General features: G+C 43.7%; 18 protein-coding genes. All 18 read right to left on the reverse strand.

The annotated features are described in order from the left end of the window. Positions 1 to 81 precede the first annotated feature (81 nt). Positions 82 to 1,206 (reverse strand): glycosyltransferase family 4 protein, encoded by a 1,125-nt coding sequence (locus H9647_RS12910; RefSeq protein WP_160032807.1) that lies wholly within the window; start codon positions 1,204 to 1,206, stop codon positions 82 to 84. 118 nt (positions 1,207 to 1,324) lie between these two features. Next, a complete protein-coding gene (locus H9647_RS12915; protein ID WP_404822625.1) occupies positions 1,325 to 2,101 on the reverse strand; it encodes a WecB/TagA/CpsF family glycosyltransferase in 777 nt (258 codons plus the stop codon). Positions 2,102 to 2,108: 7 nt separating this feature from the next. Then, complete coding sequence (gene csaB, locus H9647_RS12920; RefSeq protein WP_191800535.1) at positions 2,109 to 3,278, reverse strand: polysaccharide pyruvyl transferase CsaB; 1,170 nt, start codon at positions 3,276 to 3,278, stop codon at positions 2,109 to 2,111. Continuing rightward, entirely contained in the window at positions 3,254 to 5,269 is a 2,016-nt protein-coding gene (locus tag H9647_RS12925; protein WP_191800537.1) for a DUF5693 family protein, read from the reverse strand. Before H9647_RS12925 ends, csaB begins: the two co-directional genes overlap by 25 nt. 213 nt (positions 5,270 to 5,482) lie before the next feature. Then, positions 5,483 to 7,192 carry a phospho-sugar mutase gene (locus H9647_RS12930; RefSeq protein ID WP_191800539.1) on the reverse strand — a complete coding sequence of 570 codons (1,710 nt, stop codon included), beginning with the start codon at positions 7,190 to 7,192 and terminating at the stop codon, positions 5,483 to 5,485. 101 nt (positions 7,193 to 7,293) lie between these two features. Beyond that, positions 7,294 to 7,725 (reverse strand): 3-hydroxyacyl-ACP dehydratase FabZ, encoded by a 432-nt coding sequence (fabZ, locus tag H9647_RS12935; RefSeq protein WP_160032726.1) that lies wholly within the window; start codon positions 7,723 to 7,725, stop codon positions 7,294 to 7,296. Positions 7,726 to 8,008: 283 nt separating this feature from the next. Continuing rightward, a complete protein-coding gene (locus tag H9647_RS12940) occupies positions 8,009 to 8,209 on the reverse strand; it encodes a DNA-directed RNA polymerase subunit beta (protein WP_191800819.1) in 201 nt (66 codons plus the stop codon). 9 nt (positions 8,210 to 8,218) lie between these two features. Continuing rightward, positions 8,219 to 9,055 carry a flagellar hook-basal body protein gene (locus H9647_RS12945; RefSeq protein WP_191800541.1) on the reverse strand — a complete coding sequence of 279 codons (837 nt, stop codon included), beginning with the start codon at positions 9,053 to 9,055 and terminating at the stop codon, positions 8,219 to 8,221. 34 nt (positions 9,056 to 9,089) lie between these two features. Beyond that, on the reverse strand, positions 9,090 to 9,971 hold the full coding sequence (locus H9647_RS12950; RefSeq protein ID WP_191800543.1) for a flagellar hook-basal body protein: 882 nt from the start codon (positions 9,969 to 9,971) through the stop codon (positions 9,090 to 9,092). Between the two features lie 45 nt (positions 9,972 to 10,016). Beyond that, positions 10,017 to 11,015, reverse strand: a complete 999-nt coding sequence (gene mreB, locus H9647_RS12955; protein ID WP_191800545.1) for a rod shape-determining protein — start codon at positions 11,013 to 11,015, stop codon at positions 10,017 to 10,019. Positions 11,016 to 11,231: 216 nt separating this feature from the next. Then, the gene (spoIIID, locus tag H9647_RS12960; protein WP_160032722.1) at positions 11,232 to 11,519 is read right to left on the reverse strand and encodes a sporulation transcriptional regulator SpoIIID; all 288 of its coding nucleotides are present in this window, start codon (positions 11,517 to 11,519) and stop codon (positions 11,232 to 11,234) included. Positions 11,520 to 11,724: 205 nt separating this feature from the next. Next, positions 11,725 to 12,459, reverse strand: a complete 735-nt coding sequence (locus H9647_RS12965) for a M23 family metallopeptidase (protein ID WP_191800547.1) — start codon at positions 12,457 to 12,459, stop codon at positions 11,725 to 11,727. Positions 12,460 to 12,546: 87 nt separating this feature from the next. Beyond that, the gene (gene spoIID / locus H9647_RS12970) at positions 12,547 to 14,061 is read right to left on the reverse strand and encodes a stage II sporulation protein D (RefSeq protein WP_225229270.1); all 1,515 of its coding nucleotides are present in this window, start codon (positions 14,059 to 14,061) and stop codon (positions 12,547 to 12,549) included. 380 nt (positions 14,062 to 14,441) lie between these two features. Then, positions 14,442 to 15,788, reverse strand: coding sequence for a UDP-N-acetylglucosamine 1-carboxyvinyltransferase (murA, locus tag H9647_RS12975; RefSeq protein ID WP_191800549.1), 1,347 nt, complete (start codon positions 15,786 to 15,788; stop codon positions 14,442 to 14,444). Between the two features lie 500 nt (positions 15,789 to 16,288). After that, on the reverse strand, positions 16,289 to 16,546 hold the full coding sequence (locus H9647_RS12980) for a DUF1146 family protein (RefSeq protein WP_318245303.1): 258 nt from the start codon (positions 16,544 to 16,546) through the stop codon (positions 16,289 to 16,291). 230 nt (positions 16,547 to 16,776) lie between these two features. Beyond that, the gene (locus H9647_RS12985) at positions 16,777 to 17,184 is read right to left on the reverse strand and encodes a F0F1 ATP synthase subunit epsilon (RefSeq protein ID WP_191800551.1); all 408 of its coding nucleotides are present in this window, start codon (positions 17,182 to 17,184) and stop codon (positions 16,777 to 16,779) included. Between the two features lie 74 nt (positions 17,185 to 17,258). After that, positions 17,259 to 18,662, reverse strand: a complete 1,404-nt coding sequence (gene atpD / locus H9647_RS12990; protein WP_191800553.1) for a F0F1 ATP synthase subunit beta — start codon at positions 18,660 to 18,662, stop codon at positions 17,259 to 17,261. Positions 18,663 to 18,773: 111 nt separating this feature from the next. Beyond that, positions 18,774 to 19,640, reverse strand: coding sequence for an ATP synthase F1 subunit gamma (atpG, locus tag H9647_RS12995; protein WP_191800555.1), 867 nt, complete (start codon positions 19,638 to 19,640; stop codon positions 18,774 to 18,776). Positions 19,641 to 19,828 lie beyond the last annotated feature (188 nt).

A 19,828-nucleotide genomic window follows, 5' to 3' on the forward strand; every position in this document is an offset into this window, starting at 1 on the left:
TATTCCCGTAAAAGAGAATAAGGTTTATGAAAGATTGAAAAATAAGATAATAGCAGTTTCATAGTATAACATGAGTATCTATTATGACTTTGTTTTTGCCTCTGCCGCTTTCATTCGAAGCTTGTGAAAGAAGTTAAGAACCGGACGTTTTGTCTTATCAATCAGACCAATGACTTCTGCCCCAATCTGCAGGAAGAACATCATTACACAGATCACCACAAAGGTTACCCAGTTGGCCTCATGAATCGCTGCAGCAGACTGGATGACAGCCAGCACTCCGAAAAATGCAGCAATTCCGTAAATAATCAGTACGGTTTGACGATGACTGAACCCAAGATCACGCAAGCGATGATGCAAGTGACCTTTATCCGGTGCAAAGATCGGTTTCTTATTAAGGAAACGACGAATGATGGCAAACAGTGTATCCGAGAGTGGAACCGCGATAATAATCAGCGGTGTAATCAAGGTTACCACTGCAATCTGCTTAAATCCAAGTAGAGATAACATGGCAAGACTGAATCCGAGGAACAGCGATCCTGTATCTCCCATGAAGATTTTCGCAGGGTGAAAGTTAAAGAATAAGAATCCAATGATGCTGCCCAAAAGAACCATGCAGACCATAGCCGTCACGATATTCCCCATAATGAAGGACATCACCGCAATCGTACCGATGGCAATCGCAGATACGCCTGCTGCAAGACCATCCAGTCCATCAATCAGGTTAATCGCATTTGTTACGCCCACAATCCAGAAGATTGTTACTGGAATTGAAATCCAGAGTTCTAGTGATGAATATGCATCAACAAATGGAATATTAACAAAATCTATTCGAATATCAAAGGCAAATACCACTACACACGCCGTAATAATCTGAGCTAAAAATTTAACTTTGGCCGATAACTGAAATTTATCATCCATAGCACCAATGAGGGCAATCATTGTTCCTCCAATGATGAAAGCATAGATGAAGCGGTTATCTCGAGCAGTAAAGTACTCCGAAACAAACGGAAGTAATGCCAGCAATGTGACCATAAAAGCAAGAAATATCCCGAGACCGCCAAGTCTTGGCATAATCTTGGTGTGGACCTTACGTGCATCAGGCACGTCAACGGCTCCCACCTTTATCGCAAACTTCTTTACAAGCGGAGTAAGTAGAACCGCTAGTCCAAGAGCTACGATAAATCCCAAGATATAGAACATTAACATGTGCTCATTCGACCCCCAATTTATCAAAACTAACTCCATGCATTATACTCCCTAGATTCTTGAATTACTATCCCTGTTTTCTAGCAAAAATCAAAGATTTTAGCAATTCTTCCTCCATTTACACCGATTTTGTCACGTTTTCTTTTTCACGCACGACTTTCGCAACAAACTGTGGTAGAGCCAGCATTCTTTTTGCCCGGGTCGGTTCACGCAGTAAACGATAGAGCCATTCCGCTCGCATTTTTTGAAAAGCTACGGGAGCTCTCTTTGATTTCCCTGAAATGACATCAAAACTGCCGCCGACGCCCATAACAAGTGGTACCCCTAATCTGTGTTTGTGTTCACCGATCCAGGGTTCTTGGTTATTAACCGCTCGCGCTACAAATAATAGATCCGGAGCAGCTTCCCTTATCTCGGCAATCACTTCATCATCTTGATCCGAACCAAAAAAGCCATCGCGATATCCACAGATCACGACACCAGGATACTGTTTTTGTAACCTGCTTGCTGTCTCTTGAATCACATCAGGTGTAGATCCCAAAAGAAATACTCTCCATCTATAGGTTTCACCAACCCGCATTAATTCATGTAATAGATCAAAACCGGCCACTCGTTCCGCAACAGGAGTACCGCAGTAGTTCGCTGCCCATACTACTCCTGTACCATCAGGAACAACCAGCTCAGCCGCTCTCATGACTTCCATATACTTTGGATCCTCCAGCGCTGTCATCACCATAATGGGATTACCCGTGATAACTTGGTGGATCTGCCCTGTACGGACGACTTCTTCAAGATAGGCTACCGTGTCTTTCATATCCATGCGTGAAAACGGAATTCCAAAGATGGGCACGGTCGGTACAGACAATGTCTGTACTTGCTCCATATGCTCATTCATGACTCATTCATCCTTTGCCGCTTAGAAATTTTAAAATATGGACCGCAGGTTCTCGTGCTTGTTCTTTAAGCGAAGTAATTGCTTCTTCCCTTGCATCAAGCCATTCCTTACGATTCGTTAGTATTTTCTCGAGTTCTTCTGCCAGCTTGTCTGCTTGCAGCGAAGCTGTTGTGCCGATCGCTTCTGAGTCCAGTCGATGAAGAAAAGCATCAATCTTCGGATCATACGAAACACCGATCACGGGTACACGCTGAGAAGCTGCATAAATCAAACTGTGCAATCTCATGCCGAGAACGAGTTCACAGCGGGATACTTCTAACAACATCATTTGCGGATCCGTTACGTTCGAACAAATACTTATTTTACTGCCTGTTTCATTTAGATGCCCTATTTTCTGCTTCACATACGTGGATGCTTCTTCATCAGAAGGCAAATGGAAAGGAAGCAGACGAATATGCACTTTATGTTTGGATGCAAATTGTTTGAGCCCTTCAGCAATCTGGTCTAGTTCAGTACGATCTTTCTCCCAGAAACGCACCGAAACTCCAATCTTCGGTAGCTCTTCTTCTTGTTCTGATTTTGGTGTGGTTCTTCTTGCGCTTCCTCCTCCGAAAGTTGCATTTTGCACCTTCGTTAGTTCAGGGAGCGGTAGTCCCATAACAGGGTCAGGAACGATGCGCACATCATTCCATCTTACCCCAAAATCCTGAATCAGCTTAGCTGATTCTTCATCACGAACAGAGATATATTCGCAGTGTTTAAATATACCGCGAATCATTGTTTTGAAAATACCACGTTTGACAGGCCCAATCCCCTGCGCATAAATAAATGTTGGTTTTTTCATGTTCTGTGCCAGTTTAATAACACCAAGGTAATAAGGGATGGATTTCCAGCCTGTTGCATCTTGCAGCAAGCTTCCTCCTCCGCTAATCAGTCCATCACTCTCTTTGAGAGCTTGGCGAATCTCGCCAAGCTTCATACGATGCACAGCACGAACACCATAGGTTTTCTGTGTCCACTCGGGATCGCCAGAGAGCACGATGGGTTCTACCTGTACTTTCGTTCGCTGACTTTCTGACTCAAGTGCAGTCAATATGGATTTAAGAACTGCTTCATCCCCGCTGTTATTAAAACCATAATATCCTGAGATAACTATTTTCTTAGTAGTGGTGACCATTTTTTCCAACATCCTTCCAAAACTTGCCACACCACAATTGCAATCAATCCAACGATGAGACCAAGTCCGAGACCTAATACCCCACGAATAAGGGAAAGATGCGCTGGTGTATGAATATGGGCGAACGTATCGACCATAGACAACTGAGCAATCGATGCAATAATCATTAAATAAATTCCATTACGATATTTAAGAGCAATAAACGCTCCTACGATAAACATCGGGTGCCCCAGTAAAAATTCCTTGTTACGAGGACGAACACCAAAGGTATCTTCCAAGAATGTCCGGAGTACCATTTCAATTGGAGTTACACTGCCCGAGTTCCCTGTACGGGTCAGATAATAATAGCCTACCATACCTATGATACCTGCTGCCAGTATCCACAAAAGAGTGATCGGCTGATTCAGCAGTTTGCGGACAAGAGCCATACTTAGAGCTTTCCGGTAGAACAGAACATAGAATGCCGTAAGTGCAATCGGAGCTAAGTGCAATAGACTTACGCCTCTAAATTGCTCAATCACAAGTGCATACGTAATGTTATTCAGCAGTGCAATCATGAACGGAACAGCAAGGAAGGACAACAGCGATGTTCGAGCAAATAAAACAAGCGCTTGTGTCACGCGATCCTTCACCGATAGATCAGAATTCCTCAGTTGCATTGCATTAATACGGCGTACCGCAAGTACCATCGCAATCGTCGGAGCGCTGATCGCAACGAGTAGAGCGATACCTTGCTCCATAAGAGACGGTCTAAGTATATATAATCCGCCGCTCCCGATAATCCCTAGCACAAAGGCTGGCAAAGTCAGGAATGGAATGAAGTAGGAAACCATTAATGCGATCATCGCAATGCTACCGACCACAGCAACTGCTTTGTAATATTTCTGACCTGGCGTTTCATGTACTTTAAATGGCTCTGCTTGTCCCATCGTAAAGCCATTCTCTTTCATTCGTTCTACTGCATTTCCTTCTTCCCCCAGTGCATCCAGCAAGTTATCCAAAGGATCTGTAACTGCTGCTTGCAGTGCACTACGTGAAGGTGATGCATTCAGGTAGATCATCCGTATATTACGATCTTTTGTACCCAGTGTAAATCGATCTGCAATCACTTTCGGAGAAAGATTAGCATCGTGTTCACTTAGGGAGATAAGACGAACTACATTGTAGTCTGTAAGATAAGCAAGGGTACTGAAACCATGCTGTGGTACTTTCAAATTCTCAATCGCAGCAAGTCCGATACCATGCTGATTCAGAAGCTCTGCAAAGGATGACAAGCTTCTCAGCTCTTCATTATCGTTATATCCCTTAACCTTGTCTCCTTCAAAGAGAATTCGTTTGACACCGAACTGCTCAAATAGATCCATTAACTGAGCTACGGACTGCTGATCATAAGGAAGTGAATCACCTAGCCGAGGCATAATACTGAAACCACGATCCACTAGATCACTCATCGTGATTGGATCCGGAGTCATTGGCTTAAGGTTGGCATTTTCTACAGGTGTTTCAATCACCAAACCTTCTTCACCCTCATGAGTCCATGTACGAACTGGAATTTCCAGTCTGCGGAATGTGTCCTCAATAACAGGAGATAAGACTTCTTTATTCTCTTCATTCGTAAACAGAATATAAGTATAGTTCTCATTCTCCGGTAAAATTTCACCTGACATATTCGCCACATCTAGACTGTTATAGATCATGATGCGACGAGATTTACGGAATTCATCCAGCGTACTCTCATACAATGCCATCGTTGTAACGCCTGCATTTTTAAGTTCCGTTAATTTTTCATCAATAAAGTCCTGCGGGTGAACCTGATATGCAGCGACATCCACAAGATCCCGATAATCGAATACCAATTCTACATTTTTGGAACTGGATTCTGTTGTGACACGGTCGTAGATGACAGGAATAGTAGCAATAAGTCCAATAATTACAATAATCCATAGCCACTTACGAGAAACCGTGTTCCAATATTGCCATTTTTGACGCACCGATGTGTACCTCCTAAATTTTATACCTTTTTCTAGCCATATCATGCCCAGCACGCAAATATTTAACAGCTCAGCATATAAACTATTCTGTAACTTCATTCCAACACAATTCCAACACAAAAGCCTTTCCGCCAAACAACCCGAAACGGTGCGGAAAGGCTCCTGAATTTAACTTAACATTTCTTATAAAAAGAAATCAAACAAGCTTCTTAACTAGCGATCAATATGGCCCATAACCGCATCCGTAAGACGCTGAATTCGTGTATGAGCATCTTCATTATTTTCGCCTTGAACGGCAAAGTATATTTTAATCTTCGGTTCCGTACCTGAAGGGCGCAAACAGAACCATGAACCATCTTCCAAAATAAATTTAAGCACATTCTCTTTAGGAAGATCATCAATACCTGTAGAATAATCCAGCACTTCTTGAACCTTAATGCCAGCAACCTCTTCTGGAGCAGAAGTACGCCACTCTGTCATAATGCCCTGAATTTGTGCCACGCCATCTTTCCCTTTTAAGGTGCGGGACTGCAGGTTCTCTAAGAAATAACCAAACTGTTCATACAGTTCTTGAAGAACATCATATAAAGTTTTGCCTACACTCTTATAATAAGCAGCCGCTTCACAAATCAGCATAGCAGCGAGTACTGCGTCTTTATCTCTTGCATAATTACCTGCGAGATAGCCGTAGCTTTCTTCGTATCCAAATAGATAGGTATGACTGCCTGTCTCTTCAAAAGCATTCATCTTCTCACCAATATATTTAAAGCCCGTTAGTGTATTAAACACTTCCGCTCCATAATGCTTGGCAATCACTGCACCCATTTCACTCGTTACAATGGTTTTTACCACTGCGCCGTTCGTAGGAAGCTGTCCGCGCTCTTTTAACTGGCTGAGAAGATAATTTGTCATAATCGCACCGGACTGGTTACCTGAGAGCACAAAATATTTGCCTTCTTTATCTTTTACAACTGCACCCATACGGTCCGCATCTGGATCTGTACCAATGATAATATCTGCATTCACTTCTTCACCGAGCTTCATGGCAAGTGTGAAAGCTTCACGTTCTTCTGGATTAGGTGACTTCACAGTAGTGAAATTTGCATCCGGCTCTGCTTGTTCAGGAACTACATGCAGATTAGTAAAACCAATCCGCTCCAGCACTTTTGTTACAGGCATGTTTCCTGTACCGTGCAGCGGTGTATAGACGATATTGAAATCTTTGCTATACTCAGCAGCAATCCGGTCCCGGTTCAAACTTTCTGCAGCAACGGTTTCAATGAATGCTTCATCTTCTGCATCACCAAGCCATACAAGCAGTCCTTGAGCTTCTGCGTCAGCCTGCGTAAGCTTCTTCACGTCAGCAAGGGAAGCCACATCCTGAATATACGAAATCACTCGTTCTGCTTCATCCGGCACAAGTTGTCCACCCGAAGCATTATATACTTTGTATCCATTATATTCTGGAGGGTTATGACTTGCCGTGATAACGATTCCACCTGTTGCCTGCAAATGACGTACACTAAAGGACAAGTGCGGTGTGGTACGCAGGGAGGTAAACAGTTTAGCCACAATACCGTTCGCAGCAAGTACTAAGGCTGCCTCAAGGGCAAACTCCGGTGAAAAATGGCGAGAATCATGAGCGATAACAACAGAAGGTTTACCTTCTCCTGTATGACTTTCATTAATGTAGCGCGCAAAACCTTGTGTTGCTTTTCCTACCGTATAACGGTTGATTCGGTTACTGCCTGCTCCAATGACTCCACGTAGACCTCCTGTACCGAACTCAAGCTCTCGGTAAAAACGATCCTCAAGTTCATTCGTATCTCCAGATAACCCAGTCAGTTCTTGTTTGGTTTCCTCATCAATAGATGGATCCTTAAGCCATTGTTCCAAAGTTTGCTTCGCAGTTTCACTTAACATGTCGTCACCATTCTCCTTTATCCCATATGTAGTTAGGGTTCTCTATGTGGTTATTTCATGATTGTAAGCTAATCGATTCATTTCGTTCCGTAACATTCGTCCTACTGCGGATCAGATAGAGCAAACATAATCTCGCCTTCTGCTACTACTTTATCGCCGACACGAGCGGTTGCTTTCCCTTTTCCAATGGAACCTTTCAGACGAGTGATCTCGACCTCAAGCTCCAGGGTATCACCTGGTACCACTTGTCCGCGGAAACGGAAATTATCAAGCCCCGCAAGGAAACCAATCTTACCTCGGTTACTTTCCACTTTAAGAATAGCGACCGCACCTACTTGAGCGAGTGCCTCTGTGATAAGTACGCCCGGCATTACCGGATAGCCTGGAAAATGACCTGTGAAGAAAGGTTCATTGATGGTTACATTCTTAATTCCAACTGCTCGTTTTCCTTCCTCGATCTCCACGATCTTATCGACCAATAAAAAGGGAGGTCTGTGAGGAATGATTTCCTGAATTTGATTAATATCTAACATATGTTTATAAACCCCTTCCTTACGATGCATAAACAACCTATTCTTTGTCCATACTGATTATATCCTTCATCATCTGCAGTAGTGAAGGTTAAGATAAGGGGCTTGTTCCTTTGTGCCGCACAGTTCGTACTGACGGTCTAAGGGAATCAGCCCTTTTTGTGTTTGCAGTTTACACCGCAAAGTCCCCCATCATTATACATTTTTCGGGAACAAAAAGAAAACTCCTGCTTCACAGGAGTTTCGTTTTTAAAACGATCCACATTACTACACTCTATCTATCCGATTAAGGTGCAAAAACAAGATCAAATATATGTTTCCATGTCCGATAGTCAAAGGCAGATCCGATATCTCGTCCACCAACGACAACATAACCGACTAACATACCTCCGATTAAAGCAATTAACAAAAGCAGCGGAATCAGAAGCCGGCGTAAGATCTTCCGTGAAGATCCCTTCTTCTTCTCTACTTTTTCTTCTTCATTCATAACCTTCACCTATGCCCTCATTGTATTCGCAAGATTCATCATCGTGTCACTTGAACTCAGTGCGCGGGCAGCCAGCTGGTAAGTGCGCTGTACTTCAAGCATCTTTGTCATTTCACTCGTTAGATCTACATTGGAATTCTCTACATACCCTGCCCGGATGGTTGCCTCAGGCACGGTAGTTGCCGCGTTTTCTCCAAAAACCATGTCTTCGCTGGCTCCGGAAATTAAGCTGAACATGTTATCTGAGCTAGCAGTGAGCCCTTCAGGGCGCATAGGTTCAACGAGTTGAAGTTGTCCTGCAATTCTTGCATCGGAAGAGTTGCTGTCACGCACTAATAAGTTACCGCTCGAATCAAATGCTACAGTAGCATTTGCTGGTGCAGTAATAGGCTGATTATCTCTTCCAAGCACAGCATAACCATCACTCGTTACGAGTCTCACCCGAGGTGCTGCATTTGGGTCCTGAACCGACTCATCCGGTACAAAACGGAAATCACCTGCTCTTGTCCATGCTTTTTGACCATTCACTTCTACAGCAAACAATGCATTTCCTTCAATAGCCAGATCTGTAGGATTCCCTGTCTCGTTCAGTTCCCCTTGTGCCATATCTTGAGTAATCGATGTCATCTTCACACCATAGCCTACATTAAAACCGAGCGGAGTTGCTCTGCCATCCCGCGACAATGAGGAAGCCTGCTGCTGCACACCTGTCAGTACATCTTCAAATGAAGCTTGTTTGCTCTTGTAACCTGCCGTATCTACATTCGCAACGTTATTTGCGATTACATCCAATCGTTGCTGCATGCTCGTCATGGATACGAGAGCACTGATCATTGAATTATTCATATAATCCCCCAAACTTCAAAAATATGTAGTACCTCTACACACGCCCGATTTCATTTACGGCTTTATCCAAGCTTTTATCGTAAAATTGAATTACTTTCTGATTGGCTTCATAAGCTCGAAGAGCTGCTGTTAAATCAACCATCGACTGAGCTGAATCCACTGTCGAACGTTCCAAGAACCCCTGCTTCACTTGAACCCGGTCGTCTGCACCAAGCAATCGCGCTGATCCCGCACTTTCCGAGTTTAGTACGTAATTTCCATTACCTTCTCTGACTAACTGATAAGGATCATCCACGATGGTAATTCCAAGTCTCTCACCTGTGATTTCTCCTGTAAGAGGATTCACTAGCTGTCCTTGCTCGTCCACTTTAAATTGATTCACGGCCCCTGTCAATCGAATAGGTTCACCATTATCTGACAATACCTCAAAGCCCGTTGAACTTAGCAGCCTGCCTTCCGCATCCACTTGAAAACTACCGTCTCGGGTATATTTTACGTTTCCTTCAGCATCTTGTACGGTAAAATAAGCCTGCGGTTTATATACTACATCACCATTATCGCTAATATACTTACCTGAAGCATCAAAAGGAATTGCCTCGCCTGTATTAGGGTTTGTAACGCTAAGATCTGAATATAGCGCAAAATCTGTTATTTTATCTGAGGGTGTAAGATCCCCCTGTACATTCATAGACATGCTTTCTTCTGCAAATACGCCTGTATTTAAGCTGCCAATTACCTTACTACCGGTGGCAGAGTCACCGCTTCTGCTAAGCTGCATTTCCGGAAAGGAACGAACCAGACTCTCTACCTGCTTGTAACCATTCGTATTAAGATTAGCAATATTCTGTGTTACCGTATCATGTTTACGCTGTTGAGCAACCATTCCAGCTGCTGCCGTATAAAGACCTCGAATCACACTAGGTCCCTCCTTATTATTACAACTACTACCTATATCGGTACCTTAGAACTTTTTCTTAAGGGAACGATCCAAATGATTAAGCATCAGTCCCGTTCCCTTGACAACACAGTGCATCGGATCATCCGCGACGAGTACAGGTACCCGAAGTTCTTCTGTTAAGAGCTCGTCCAGTCCTTTAAGCAAAGCGCCTCCGCCTGTTAAAATAACACCCCGATCAATAATATCAGCGGATAATTCCGGCGGTGTCTGTTCGAGGACAAACTTAGCCGAAGCTACAATGGAAGCTACCGAATCAGCGAGTGCCTCTTGCACTTCACTTGAAGTGACCGTCACGGTTTTAGGTAAGCCGCTTACCATATCACGTCCACGAATATCGAGCTCTTCCTGCTGACCTCCCGGTTTTACAGTTCCGATCGCAACTTTAATATTTTCCGAAGTCCGCTCCCCAATCAATAGCTTGTACTTATTTTTTATATATTTGAGAATAGCTTGGTCAAACTTATCCCCTGCCATTTTAATAGAAGAAGCGGTAACAATCTCGCCCATAGAAAGTACGGCTACATCCGTCGTTCCTCCGCCGATATCGATGACCATATTCCCACTTGGTTCATAAATGTCCATTCCCGCTCCAATTGCTGCGGCTTTGGGCTCTTCTTCAAGAAATACCTCTTTGGCACCACTGCGTTCCGCTGCTTCACGAATGGCTTTCTGCTCTACAGAGGTGATATTTGTCGGTGCACAAATTAAAATACGGGGACGGCTGTACCAACTTTTGCCGCCAACCCGGTTAATAAAATACTTCAGCATCACTTCTGTAATATCAAAGTCGGCAATGACGCCGTCCCGCAAAGGTCTAATTGCAACAATATTACCTGGCGTTCTGCCGACCATGCGGCGTGCATCTTCTCCCACAGCAAGAACTTTCTTCGATCCACTCTCAATTGCAACTACCGAAGGTTCGTCGAGAACGACGCCACTCCCTTTTACGTGAATCAACACGTTGGCCGTACCAAGATCAATACCGATGTCCTTGCTTAGCATATAAAGAGCCCCCAAAGAGATATTTTTGATCGTATAATGATTTCTTATTTCTTACCTATGTACTTCATACATTGCTCGCTATTAGCTACATTCTCTGTCGGATCTTGCAGATAAGAAGTCTTGTGCTTAAGCTTATACCATCTTTTAACATATCATACTTCAGGGGAGGTCTTCAACGTATTTGTATGCTTTTTGACCTACGTGAGCTTTATGGGATTATGACTTCCCGGAAGCGAGCACCTCTCGATTTTTTCCGTTCGTTTTTTTATATTTTATCTTGGTTGCCTCGCCTCCCCTTAAATGGCGAATTGATTTATGATACTCGAGAATGTGTTTTACTTGATCTGCAAGATCAGGGTTGATTTCCGGCAGTCGTTCGGTCAAATCCTTATGCACCGTGCTCTTTGAAACGCCAAATTCCTTGGCGATGGTACGGACCGTATTCCTCGTCTCAACGATACAGCGTCCGATTTTTATGGTCCGTTCTTTAATGTAATCGTGCACGCTCCCGCCTCCCTACTGTGGATAGTTTGGTACATTATATGAGAGGCATGCTTAGATATTCACGGTTTCGCGGGGTGACAAGCTTTGCAGCGATCAATTATTTTTGCTTTTGTTATCCACAGGTTTGTCCCAAAACGTATTCCTTCTATAAAACAAAAGAAACAGCGGGCATGTCCCACTGCTTCTTTGTTTTTGCCTAATTATTTTATTTTTTCAGGAATTGCTCTGGATTGACGGGTTTCCCTGCTTCGTACACTTCAAAATGTACGTGGTTGCCGAGATCCTTACCAAGTTCACTCTTGCCTGAGATCGCAATGGTGTCACCTTGTTTTACTTCATCGCTTTGTTTTACTTTTACATCAGCGACACTTTGGTATACCGTTTTGAGATCATTGTCATGAGTAATCTCGATCACCATTCCATTCAGCGGATGTTGTTCTACACGAGTCACTTTACCACTTAGTGCAGCTTTGACTTCAAAAGTTTGGTCATCGGCTCTTGCTAAATCAATTCCGGCATTGGCAATAAACGTTTGATCGTACTCTAGTAAAGCAAGTGCTTTTTCATCTGTCGTTGCTGCAGAGTCATAAAAAGGTTTCACTACATTTACCTCAGATGCTACAGCTACCGGCCATGCTAGATTTTCAGACTTGCCTTCTACTTCACTTGCAACAGGTCCTTCTTCCAAAACTCCAGTGGTAGGAACAGCCTCACCCGTCTCAGACACTTGCTTTGTTGTTTCTTTCACAGCAGACTGCATGCTAGCGTCCTGGTAGGCCCACACTAAAGTTAGTATAATAGCTGCTGCGGCGATGTAAGCTGCCGGGTATACCCACCGTTTAGACAACAGCTTTTTCCAGGATGAAGATTGTGATTCAGGTGCTCCATTACTTGTTTTTGGAGCATTTTCTTGGTTTTGATTTTTGTTTTGTTCATTCATTTTCTATCACCTCAGTAACAAGTGTTACCGAGTGCAACTCTTTTATACTCGTACTATTAAAATTATTTGAAAGATTTTCAGGGGAGACTATGAATTCCCTTTATATAATAACTTGGAAGCTTGGCCAAAAGCGACTCCATTATAGTAGTGTTTTAGAATCTGAGTTGCGGTATAACCTTCTTGTGCCATTCCATTGGCTCCCCACTGACTCATTCCTACTCCATGACCATATCCGTGCGTTGTAATCGTAATCTCATCCCCACTTGTTTCCCACGTAAATTCACTAGATCGCAGACCCAATTTCTCTCTTATCTCTTTTCCTGTAAATACTTTCTTCCCAACCTGAATCTCTTTTATCCGATTTCCTGCTGTTTTAGACAAGATCTGAATAAAAGGTTTTGCCGTCTTGCCACCAACAGATACCGGAATTGCATCGGATGTAACATTCAGTTTATTCAAAAAATCAACTCGGGACATCGTTACGCTTCCCTCATAGCCTGGAGCAATCTTGGCATCCCACGGACTTTCTACACTTCGTAAATACGGTACAGCCTGCTGCCATACATCTTCCGAGTTCTCGGTATATCCATTGCTAGTAGAGAAAAAGGCGGCGGTTATTGGCTCCCCTTTATAAGTCATTATCGTATCCTTGCTCTCCCTTACGGCTTGCTTAAGCTTGGCCCATTCTTTTTCTTTTCCTGCGTCTTTAAAATGAGCTTCGAGCTTATCGTAAGGAATGTATACCTGATGCTCGACCGTATCCTTCACATCCGCACCATCGACTGGTATGCCGCTGCGATCTCCCGCAGCCATCCGCTTCGTTACAAACGTGCGCGCGGCAATGGCCTGCGCCTTGAGAGCTTCGATGCCGAAGTCCGAAGGCATCTCGGCTGCGACAACCCCGGTGACGTATTGTTCCATCGTCACCGTATCAATGGTGCCTGTCTTCGATAGATAGACGCGCACCTCGGGCTCCGGATACACCACTGCCGGCTTTGGTGCCGGTGTGGTGTCAGGGACAAGGGCAGGCGGCTCTGCTGCGGCAGGATTCTGCGCAGCGGGAGCTGTCTGCCCTTGCACCGCCGGCGCAGGGCTCGGCGGTGCTTCCTCGCGGGGCCAGGCAAGCACTGCTGGAATCAGCAGTGCCGCAATGGCTAGTCCCGCGAGGGCGGCGGCAGGGCCGGGCCGCCGGGGGCGCCGCGGTGCGGAGCTGCGGCGCCAGGATCGGGCGGCTTTATAGGCGCCGCCCGCTGGGTTTTGTGCATGCAGCTGTGGTGCATGCACGGGCTGGCTGTGCCCGGTAAGAGGCACAGCGGATTCAGCAACGGGGGATAGCGAAACCTCCCCCCGCCCCCGTCTTTCTTTTTCATCGCCCAGCTGTTCTCGGCTGCCTACTCCATTTACTATAGAAAGAGACGTTTGTTTTGAGTTTCTAACTTTTAAGATTCCCTGTTCATCCCGCTCTATTAAAATCTCCGCTGGGCCGTAGGAAGTTTCAGTTACCTCATGCCAAGGAATGGTCACAATCTTCTTCCTTTTCATTCGGACTCTTCTATTATTAAGCTCTTCTTTAGGCTTGGAAGAACCTCGTGTTGCCTTCATTTATACTCCTCCCAACATCTCATTTGATAGCTGCTCTAGCTCGGTAGATCAGATAGACCTTATATGTCATACATATGGAGATCTCGCTTCTGATAGAACCAAATTAAGAGAATATAAATGAGAGGTTGCCTAGTATTAAGACCACACTATAGTAGTAACTAATGATGTATTTTCTCTATTTCATAAGAAAGATAGCAGTTGCCCTTCTACCATCTTCATTTAGATAGACCATACAATATAAGTCATTATTGTAAAATAAAAAAGACTGTAGACATACTAGTTATAAGGCTAGTTTGTCTACAGTCTGACCAAGCCTATAAAGGCTTGGTTTCTATTCTTTCTTACACAATGTTGCATTGGGTTCCATTCTATCCGTTAGCTTAAGCTAACGTAGGCTGAACCTTAAATCTTGCTGTTTCTGTTTCCGTTCCAACGGATTCTGTCGATTTCGCTTCACGCTTAGGCTCTTCTACCGATACACGATAGATGTCTGCTCCAAGACCGTTCAGCTTCTCTGCAAGGTGCACATAACCGCGGTCAATATGATGAACACCGCCTACTTCTGTTGTGCCGTCAGCGATCAAACCAGCAAGAATCAAAGCAGCACCTGCACGCAAGTCCGTCGCCGTTACTTTCGCTCCGGTAAGTTTAGCTCCACCAGTAATAATTGAGGAACGACCTTCTACTTTGATCTCTGCATTCATCAGGTTGAACTCATCCACATGCATAAATCGGTTCTCGAATACCGTTTCCGTTACAACACTTGTTCCTTGGGATTTAAGCAGCAATGCCATCATTTGCGATTGCATGTCTGTCGGGAATCCTGGGTATGGAAGCGTCTTGATATCCACAGCTTTCAGAGGACCGTCAGCAATGACACGTACTCCGTTTTCGTCTGGGATAATCTTTACTCCCATTTCTTCCATCTTGGAGATCACAGGGCCAAGGTGATCGGAAATTGCACCTTCGACATAAACGTCTCCACCTGTAATCGCTGCAGCAGCCATATACGTCCCTGCTTCAATTCGATCTGGAATTACAGCATGTTGTACACCGTGAAGTTTTTCAACTCCTTCAATGCGAATCACGCCTGTGCCAGCACCGCGTACTTTTGCACCCATCCCATTCAGGTAGTTTGCAAGATCCACAATTTCCGGTTCTTTTGCTGCATTCTCAAGAATCGTTGTTCCTTCTGCAAGTACAGCAGCCATCATAATATTTTCAGTTGCACCAACACTCGCAACATCCAAATAAATTTTGGCTCCGCGCAATTTTCCATTTGACCTTGCTTCTATATAACCATGTCCTAGGCTGATTTCAGCACCCATTGCTTCAAAACCTTTAAGGTGTTGATCAATCGGGCGTGTACCAATCGCACATCCGCCTGGAAGAGATATTTTTGTATAACCCATACGTGTTAGCAGAGGACCCATAACCAAGAAAGACGCCCGCATTTTTGTAACCCATTCGTAAGGGGCTTCGCACGAAGTAAGATTCGTTGCGTCTACGGTAATTACTTCATTTTGGTATGTAACTTCCGCTCCTAGCGATTCCAGTACCTTGTTAATTGTCATCACATCGTCTAAAGGAGGTGCATCTGTAATAATGCTTACTCCTTCTTCCCCTAAGAGAGAGGCGGCGATGATCGGAAGAACTGAATTTTTAGCGCCGCTGACTTTGACACTTCCGGTCAATCTCTTGCCTCCGCGGACGATAAATTTGCTCATCTTGTTTCCCTCCGCGCGTTATTTTTCTTTTTCTGCTTACGAGTGGAGATTCCTCTTTCACTTGTCGTCCGATCCCGTCGGAAAATTCGACATCATCATTCAACATTCGTCAAGATGTCGTATTTCAGAAAAAGAATAGTTTGCACTTTTCATTTTTTGAATTAGTTTGTGATTTAAACCATGATTTCCATCATATAAGACCATTTCTATTCGAAATCATTTGAAACTGTGATTAAAAACAATAAAAACAAAGAAATAGCAGTCATTCTGCTAATCCCCTAACTTCCATCATAACATTAAAAGTTCATGGGAGACAAGCAATTTTTCATTTTACATTGTTTTTTACAATTTCATACGGATCAACGTATAAACGTACGATATTACATTGTTATCAAATGAACATCTTTAATTCCATTGTTCACATAAAAACATAATGTTATTCGACAAAAGCTGTCTTAACCTGTTCGAGCCTAAGAGTGATATAACCAGCCTGGAAAGCTTTAAAACAAATATTTAAGCATTTGTGCCCAGGAGAGATATTCGATTACGAATTTAGACACAAAATGTCCCAGTACAATAGCCAAAAGTAGCTGTAACATTCTTGCTGGAGCACTTTTTGGGTGCTTTACAATCAAGTCGAGCTTCAAGTGCTGTAAGGACCACCAAGCGATAGCGATACAGGAAAGTGAGATAATCATAGCTACAAGACTATTTGTACTAATGGCCTGATTAACTTGATCATTCATCAGTTGATCCATGTCCAGCCTCCGTCTTTCATGTTAATGATATATTTCACATACTGTGAAATCATATTCGGATCGCTGTTTATTGTCAACCAATCTTACAACATTGGAACTCATAAACCTGAATTTAGCGCTGAATTGTTATATTTTAGACAAAAAATTATCGAATCCGTCTTTTTTCTGTCATTTCCTCGGAAATAATCTCAAAAACAAAAAGAACCTGACGAATGGTCAGGTTCTTCTTTCTATAGGTTGCCGGATACTTTAAGTCGGTTCATTGCTTTTTGTAATGCAATTTCAGCACGACGGTGATCGTATTGATCTCGGCTTCCGCTAGATGTTAGACGAGTCTCTGCACGCTCAAGAGCAGCTTTAGCACGAATTACATCAATCTCAGAAGCGAGTTCAGCACTCTCAGCCAAAATGACTACCTTCTCTTTGCGAACCTCTACAAAACCGCCTGCAACAGCGATTTTCAGTTCCTTTCCATCGGCTTTAATGGACACAGGTGCAATTTGCAAGGGAGTTACGAAGGGAACGTGACCAGGAAGAATTCCCAGTTCACCTTCCACTCCGCGTACAACCAGGCTATTAACCTGTTCAGAGAAGATGAGTCGCTCCGGAGTTACAATTTCCAATAAAAAGGTACTCATTGTCATCCCTCCTGAACTCTATCCGAAGGATAGTTCAACTCATCTTTGGGTCATTAATCCGTTGGATTAATTGACTATTCCATTGATTTTGCTTTTTCTACCGCTTCTTCAATTGTTCCTACGTACAGGAATGCTGCTTCTGGAAGATGGTCATACTTACCATCTAAGATTTCTCTGAAACTGCGAACTGTATCTTTAACAGGAACATATTTACCCGGGAATCCGTTAAATGCTTCTGCTACGTGGAACGGTTGGGATAAGAAACGTTGGATTTTACGAGCACGAGCTACGAGCATTTTATCTTCTTCGCTCAGCTCATCCATACCCAAGATCGCAATAATATCTTGAAGCTCATTGTAACGAGCAAGGATACGTTTAACCCCTTGAGCTACGTTATAATGCTCTTCCCCTACTACATCTGGAGTAAGGATACGGGAACTGGATGCAAGTGGATCTACCGCAGGGTAGATACCCATCTCAGAGATTTTACGCTCGAGGTTCGTTGTTGCATCCAAGTGAGCAAATGTAGTTGCCGGCGCAGGGTCAGTGTAGTCATCCGCAGGTACATAGATCGCCTGAATGGAAGTTACTGAACCTGTTTTCGTAGAAGTAATACGTTCTTGAAGTTGACCCATCTCCGTTGCAAGCGTAGGTTGGTAACCTACCGCTGATGGCATACGACCCATAAGGGCAGAAACCTCAGAACCTGCTTGAGTAAAGCGGAAGATGTTATCAATAAAGAGAAGAACGTCCTTACCTTCTTGATCACGGAAATACTCAGCCATAGTAAGACCCGTCAAGGCTACACGAAGACGTGCACCTGGAGGTTCATTCATTTGACCGAACACCATTGCTGTCTTTTGAATAACGCCAGAATCCGTCATCTCATGGTACAAGTCATTACCTTCACGAGTACGCTCACCAACACCGGCAAATACAGAGATACCACCATGTTCTTGAGCGATGTTGTTGATAAGTTCCTGAATTGTTACCGTTTTACCTACACCCGCACCACCGAAAAGACCGATTTTACCGCCTTTTGCGTATGGAGCAAGCAAATCAATAACTTTAATTCCTGTCTCCAGCATTTCTGCTTGTGTAGACAACTCATCGAAAGTAGGTGCCAAACGGTGAATCGGATTACGAACGGCCGTTTCAATTGCTCCGCCATTATCGATTGGATTACCAAGTACGTTAAATACCCGGCCCAAAGTAGCTTCCCCTACGGGTACAGAAATAGGTGCACCTGTATTGATTGCTTCAGCACCACGAACGAGACCATCTGTAGAAGACATCGCAATACAGCGTACACGGTTATCGCCTAGATGTTTCGCTGTTTCAAGCGTAAGGTTAATTTCTTTACCATCGCTTGTCTTTGTGTTGATTGTAACTGCATTATTAATATCGGGAAGTCCGTCACGGTCGAACTCAACGTCAACAACCGCACCCGTAATGCTGACAACGCGTCCTTTGTTCATCTTCAGTTCCCTCCTACAAGCTATAGCAGTAATAACCTCCTGTCACCATTCATATAAATGTGAGCGAGCATTATTCTGACTAGCTTCATTGTTTATCCGTACTTAATTAAATTAAGACTGCGCGCTTGCTCCAGCCACAATTTCTGTAATTTCCTGCGTAATCGCAGCTTGACGTGCTCTGTTATAAGTAAGTGACAATTCACCAATTAGCTTGGATGCATTTTTCGTTGCACTGCCCATTGCTGTCATTTTCGCTCCAAGTTCACTTGCTTTACCGTTCAGAAGTGCACCATAGATCAAAGTCTCGGCATAGCGAGGCAAAAGAGCTTCCAGTACTGCCTCTGCTGAAGGTTCGTACTCATATTGAGCAGAAGCTTCCGTCTTCTTATTCTCCGGTCTCTCCATCGGAAGAAGTTTCTCAACCGTAGGAATCTGGGTAATTGCATTTACAAATTGGCTGTAACAGATATAGATCTCATCATATTTTCCTGCTTCAAATCCAGAAACGGTTTCGTTCGCAATGGATTTAATATCAGCAAATGTTGGGGAGTCTGACAAATCTGTAACATCCATACCAATCGGTTGCTCACGGCGTCTGAAGAAATCGCGACCTTTCCGTCCAATTACAAACAGAACATATTCGTCTTTAGAGGTGTGGCGTTCCTTTAGAGTCAGAGTTACCTGACGAAGAACGTTGGCATTGTATCCACCTGCAAGACCACGATCTGAAGTAATTACGAGGTAAGCCGTCTTTTTGACAGGACGAGTCACCAGCATGGGATGGGTAACCTCTGAAGAAGAGGATGCAATGCTAGTTACCACTTCCTTCAACTTCTCGGAATATGGTTTAGCAGCTTCTGCTTTCTCCTGCGCTTTTCTAAGCTTAGAGGCAGCAACCATCTCCATTGCCTTGGTAATTTGCTTCGTGCTCTGAACACTTTTGATTTGACGCTTGATTTCGCGCATACCTTTTGCCATGTTTTCACCACCTTAAAGTTTTGACGAAGTCAAAACTAACTTCGAAAGCATTAACTTAAGTTTTGACGAAGTCAAAACTAACTTCGAAAGCATTAACTTAAGTTTTGACGAAGTCAAAACTAACTTCGAGAGCGTTACTTAAAGTTTTGACGAAGTCAAAACTATCTTTATATCCATTTACTTCATAT

This window comes from Paenibacillus gallinarum, assembly GCF_014836635.1.
Lineage (GTDB): Bacteria > Bacillota > Bacilli > Paenibacillales > Paenibacillaceae > Paenibacillus > Paenibacillus gallinarum.

Bases quoted from the DNA above. Each gene is read 5' to 3' on its own strand.
- H9647_RS12910 (WP_160032807.1), bottom strand. From the start codon at position 1,206: ATGTTAATGTTCTATATCTTGGGATTTATCGTAGCTCTTGGACTAGCG.
- H9647_RS12915 (WP_404822625.1), bottom strand. From the start codon at position 2,101: ATGAATGAGCATATGGAGCAAGTACAGACATTGTCTGTACCGACCGTG.
- csaB (WP_191800535.1), bottom strand. From the start codon at position 3,278: ATGGTCACCACTACTAAGAAAATAGTTATCTCAGGATATTATGGTTTT.
- H9647_RS12930 (WP_191800539.1), bottom strand. From the start codon at position 7,192: ATGTTAAGTGAAACTGCGAAGCAAACTTTGGAACAATGGCTTAAGGAT.
- fabZ (WP_160032726.1), bottom strand. From the start codon at position 7,725: ATGTTAGATATTAATCAAATTCAGGAAATCATTCCTCACAGACCTCCC.
- H9647_RS12940 (WP_191800819.1), bottom strand. From the start codon at position 8,209: ATGAATGAAGAAGAAAAAGTAGAGAAGAAGAAGGGATCTTCACGGAAG.
- H9647_RS12945 (WP_191800541.1), bottom strand. From the start codon at position 9,055: ATGAATAATTCAATGATCAGTGCTCTCGTATCCATGACGAGCATGCAG.
- mreB (WP_191800545.1), bottom strand. From the start codon at position 11,015: ATGCTAAGCAAGGACATCGGTATTGATCTTGGTACGGCCAACGTGTTG.
- H9647_RS12965 (WP_191800547.1), bottom strand. From the start codon at position 12,459: ATGAATGAACAAAACAAAAATCAAAACCAAGAAAATGCTCCAAAAACA.
- spoIID (WP_225229270.1), bottom strand. From the start codon at position 14,061: ATGAAGGCAACACGAGGTTCTTCCAAGCCTAAAGAAGAGCTTAATAAT.
- murA (WP_191800549.1), bottom strand. From the start codon at position 15,788: ATGAGCAAATTTATCGTCCGCGGAGGCAAGAGATTGACCGGAAGTGTC.
- H9647_RS12980 (WP_318245303.1), bottom strand. From the start codon at position 16,546: ATGGATCAACTGATGAATGATCAAGTTAATCAGGCCATTAGTACAAAT.
- H9647_RS12985 (WP_191800551.1), bottom strand. From the start codon at position 17,184: ATGAGTACCTTTTTATTGGAAATTGTAACTCCGGAGCGACTCATCTTC.
- atpD (WP_191800553.1), bottom strand. From the start codon at position 18,662: ATGAACAAAGGACGCGTTGTCAGCATTACGGGTGCGGTTGTTGACGTT.
- atpG (WP_191800555.1), bottom strand. From the start codon at position 19,640: ATGGCAAAAGGTATGCGCGAAATCAAGCGTCAAATCAAAAGTGTTCAG.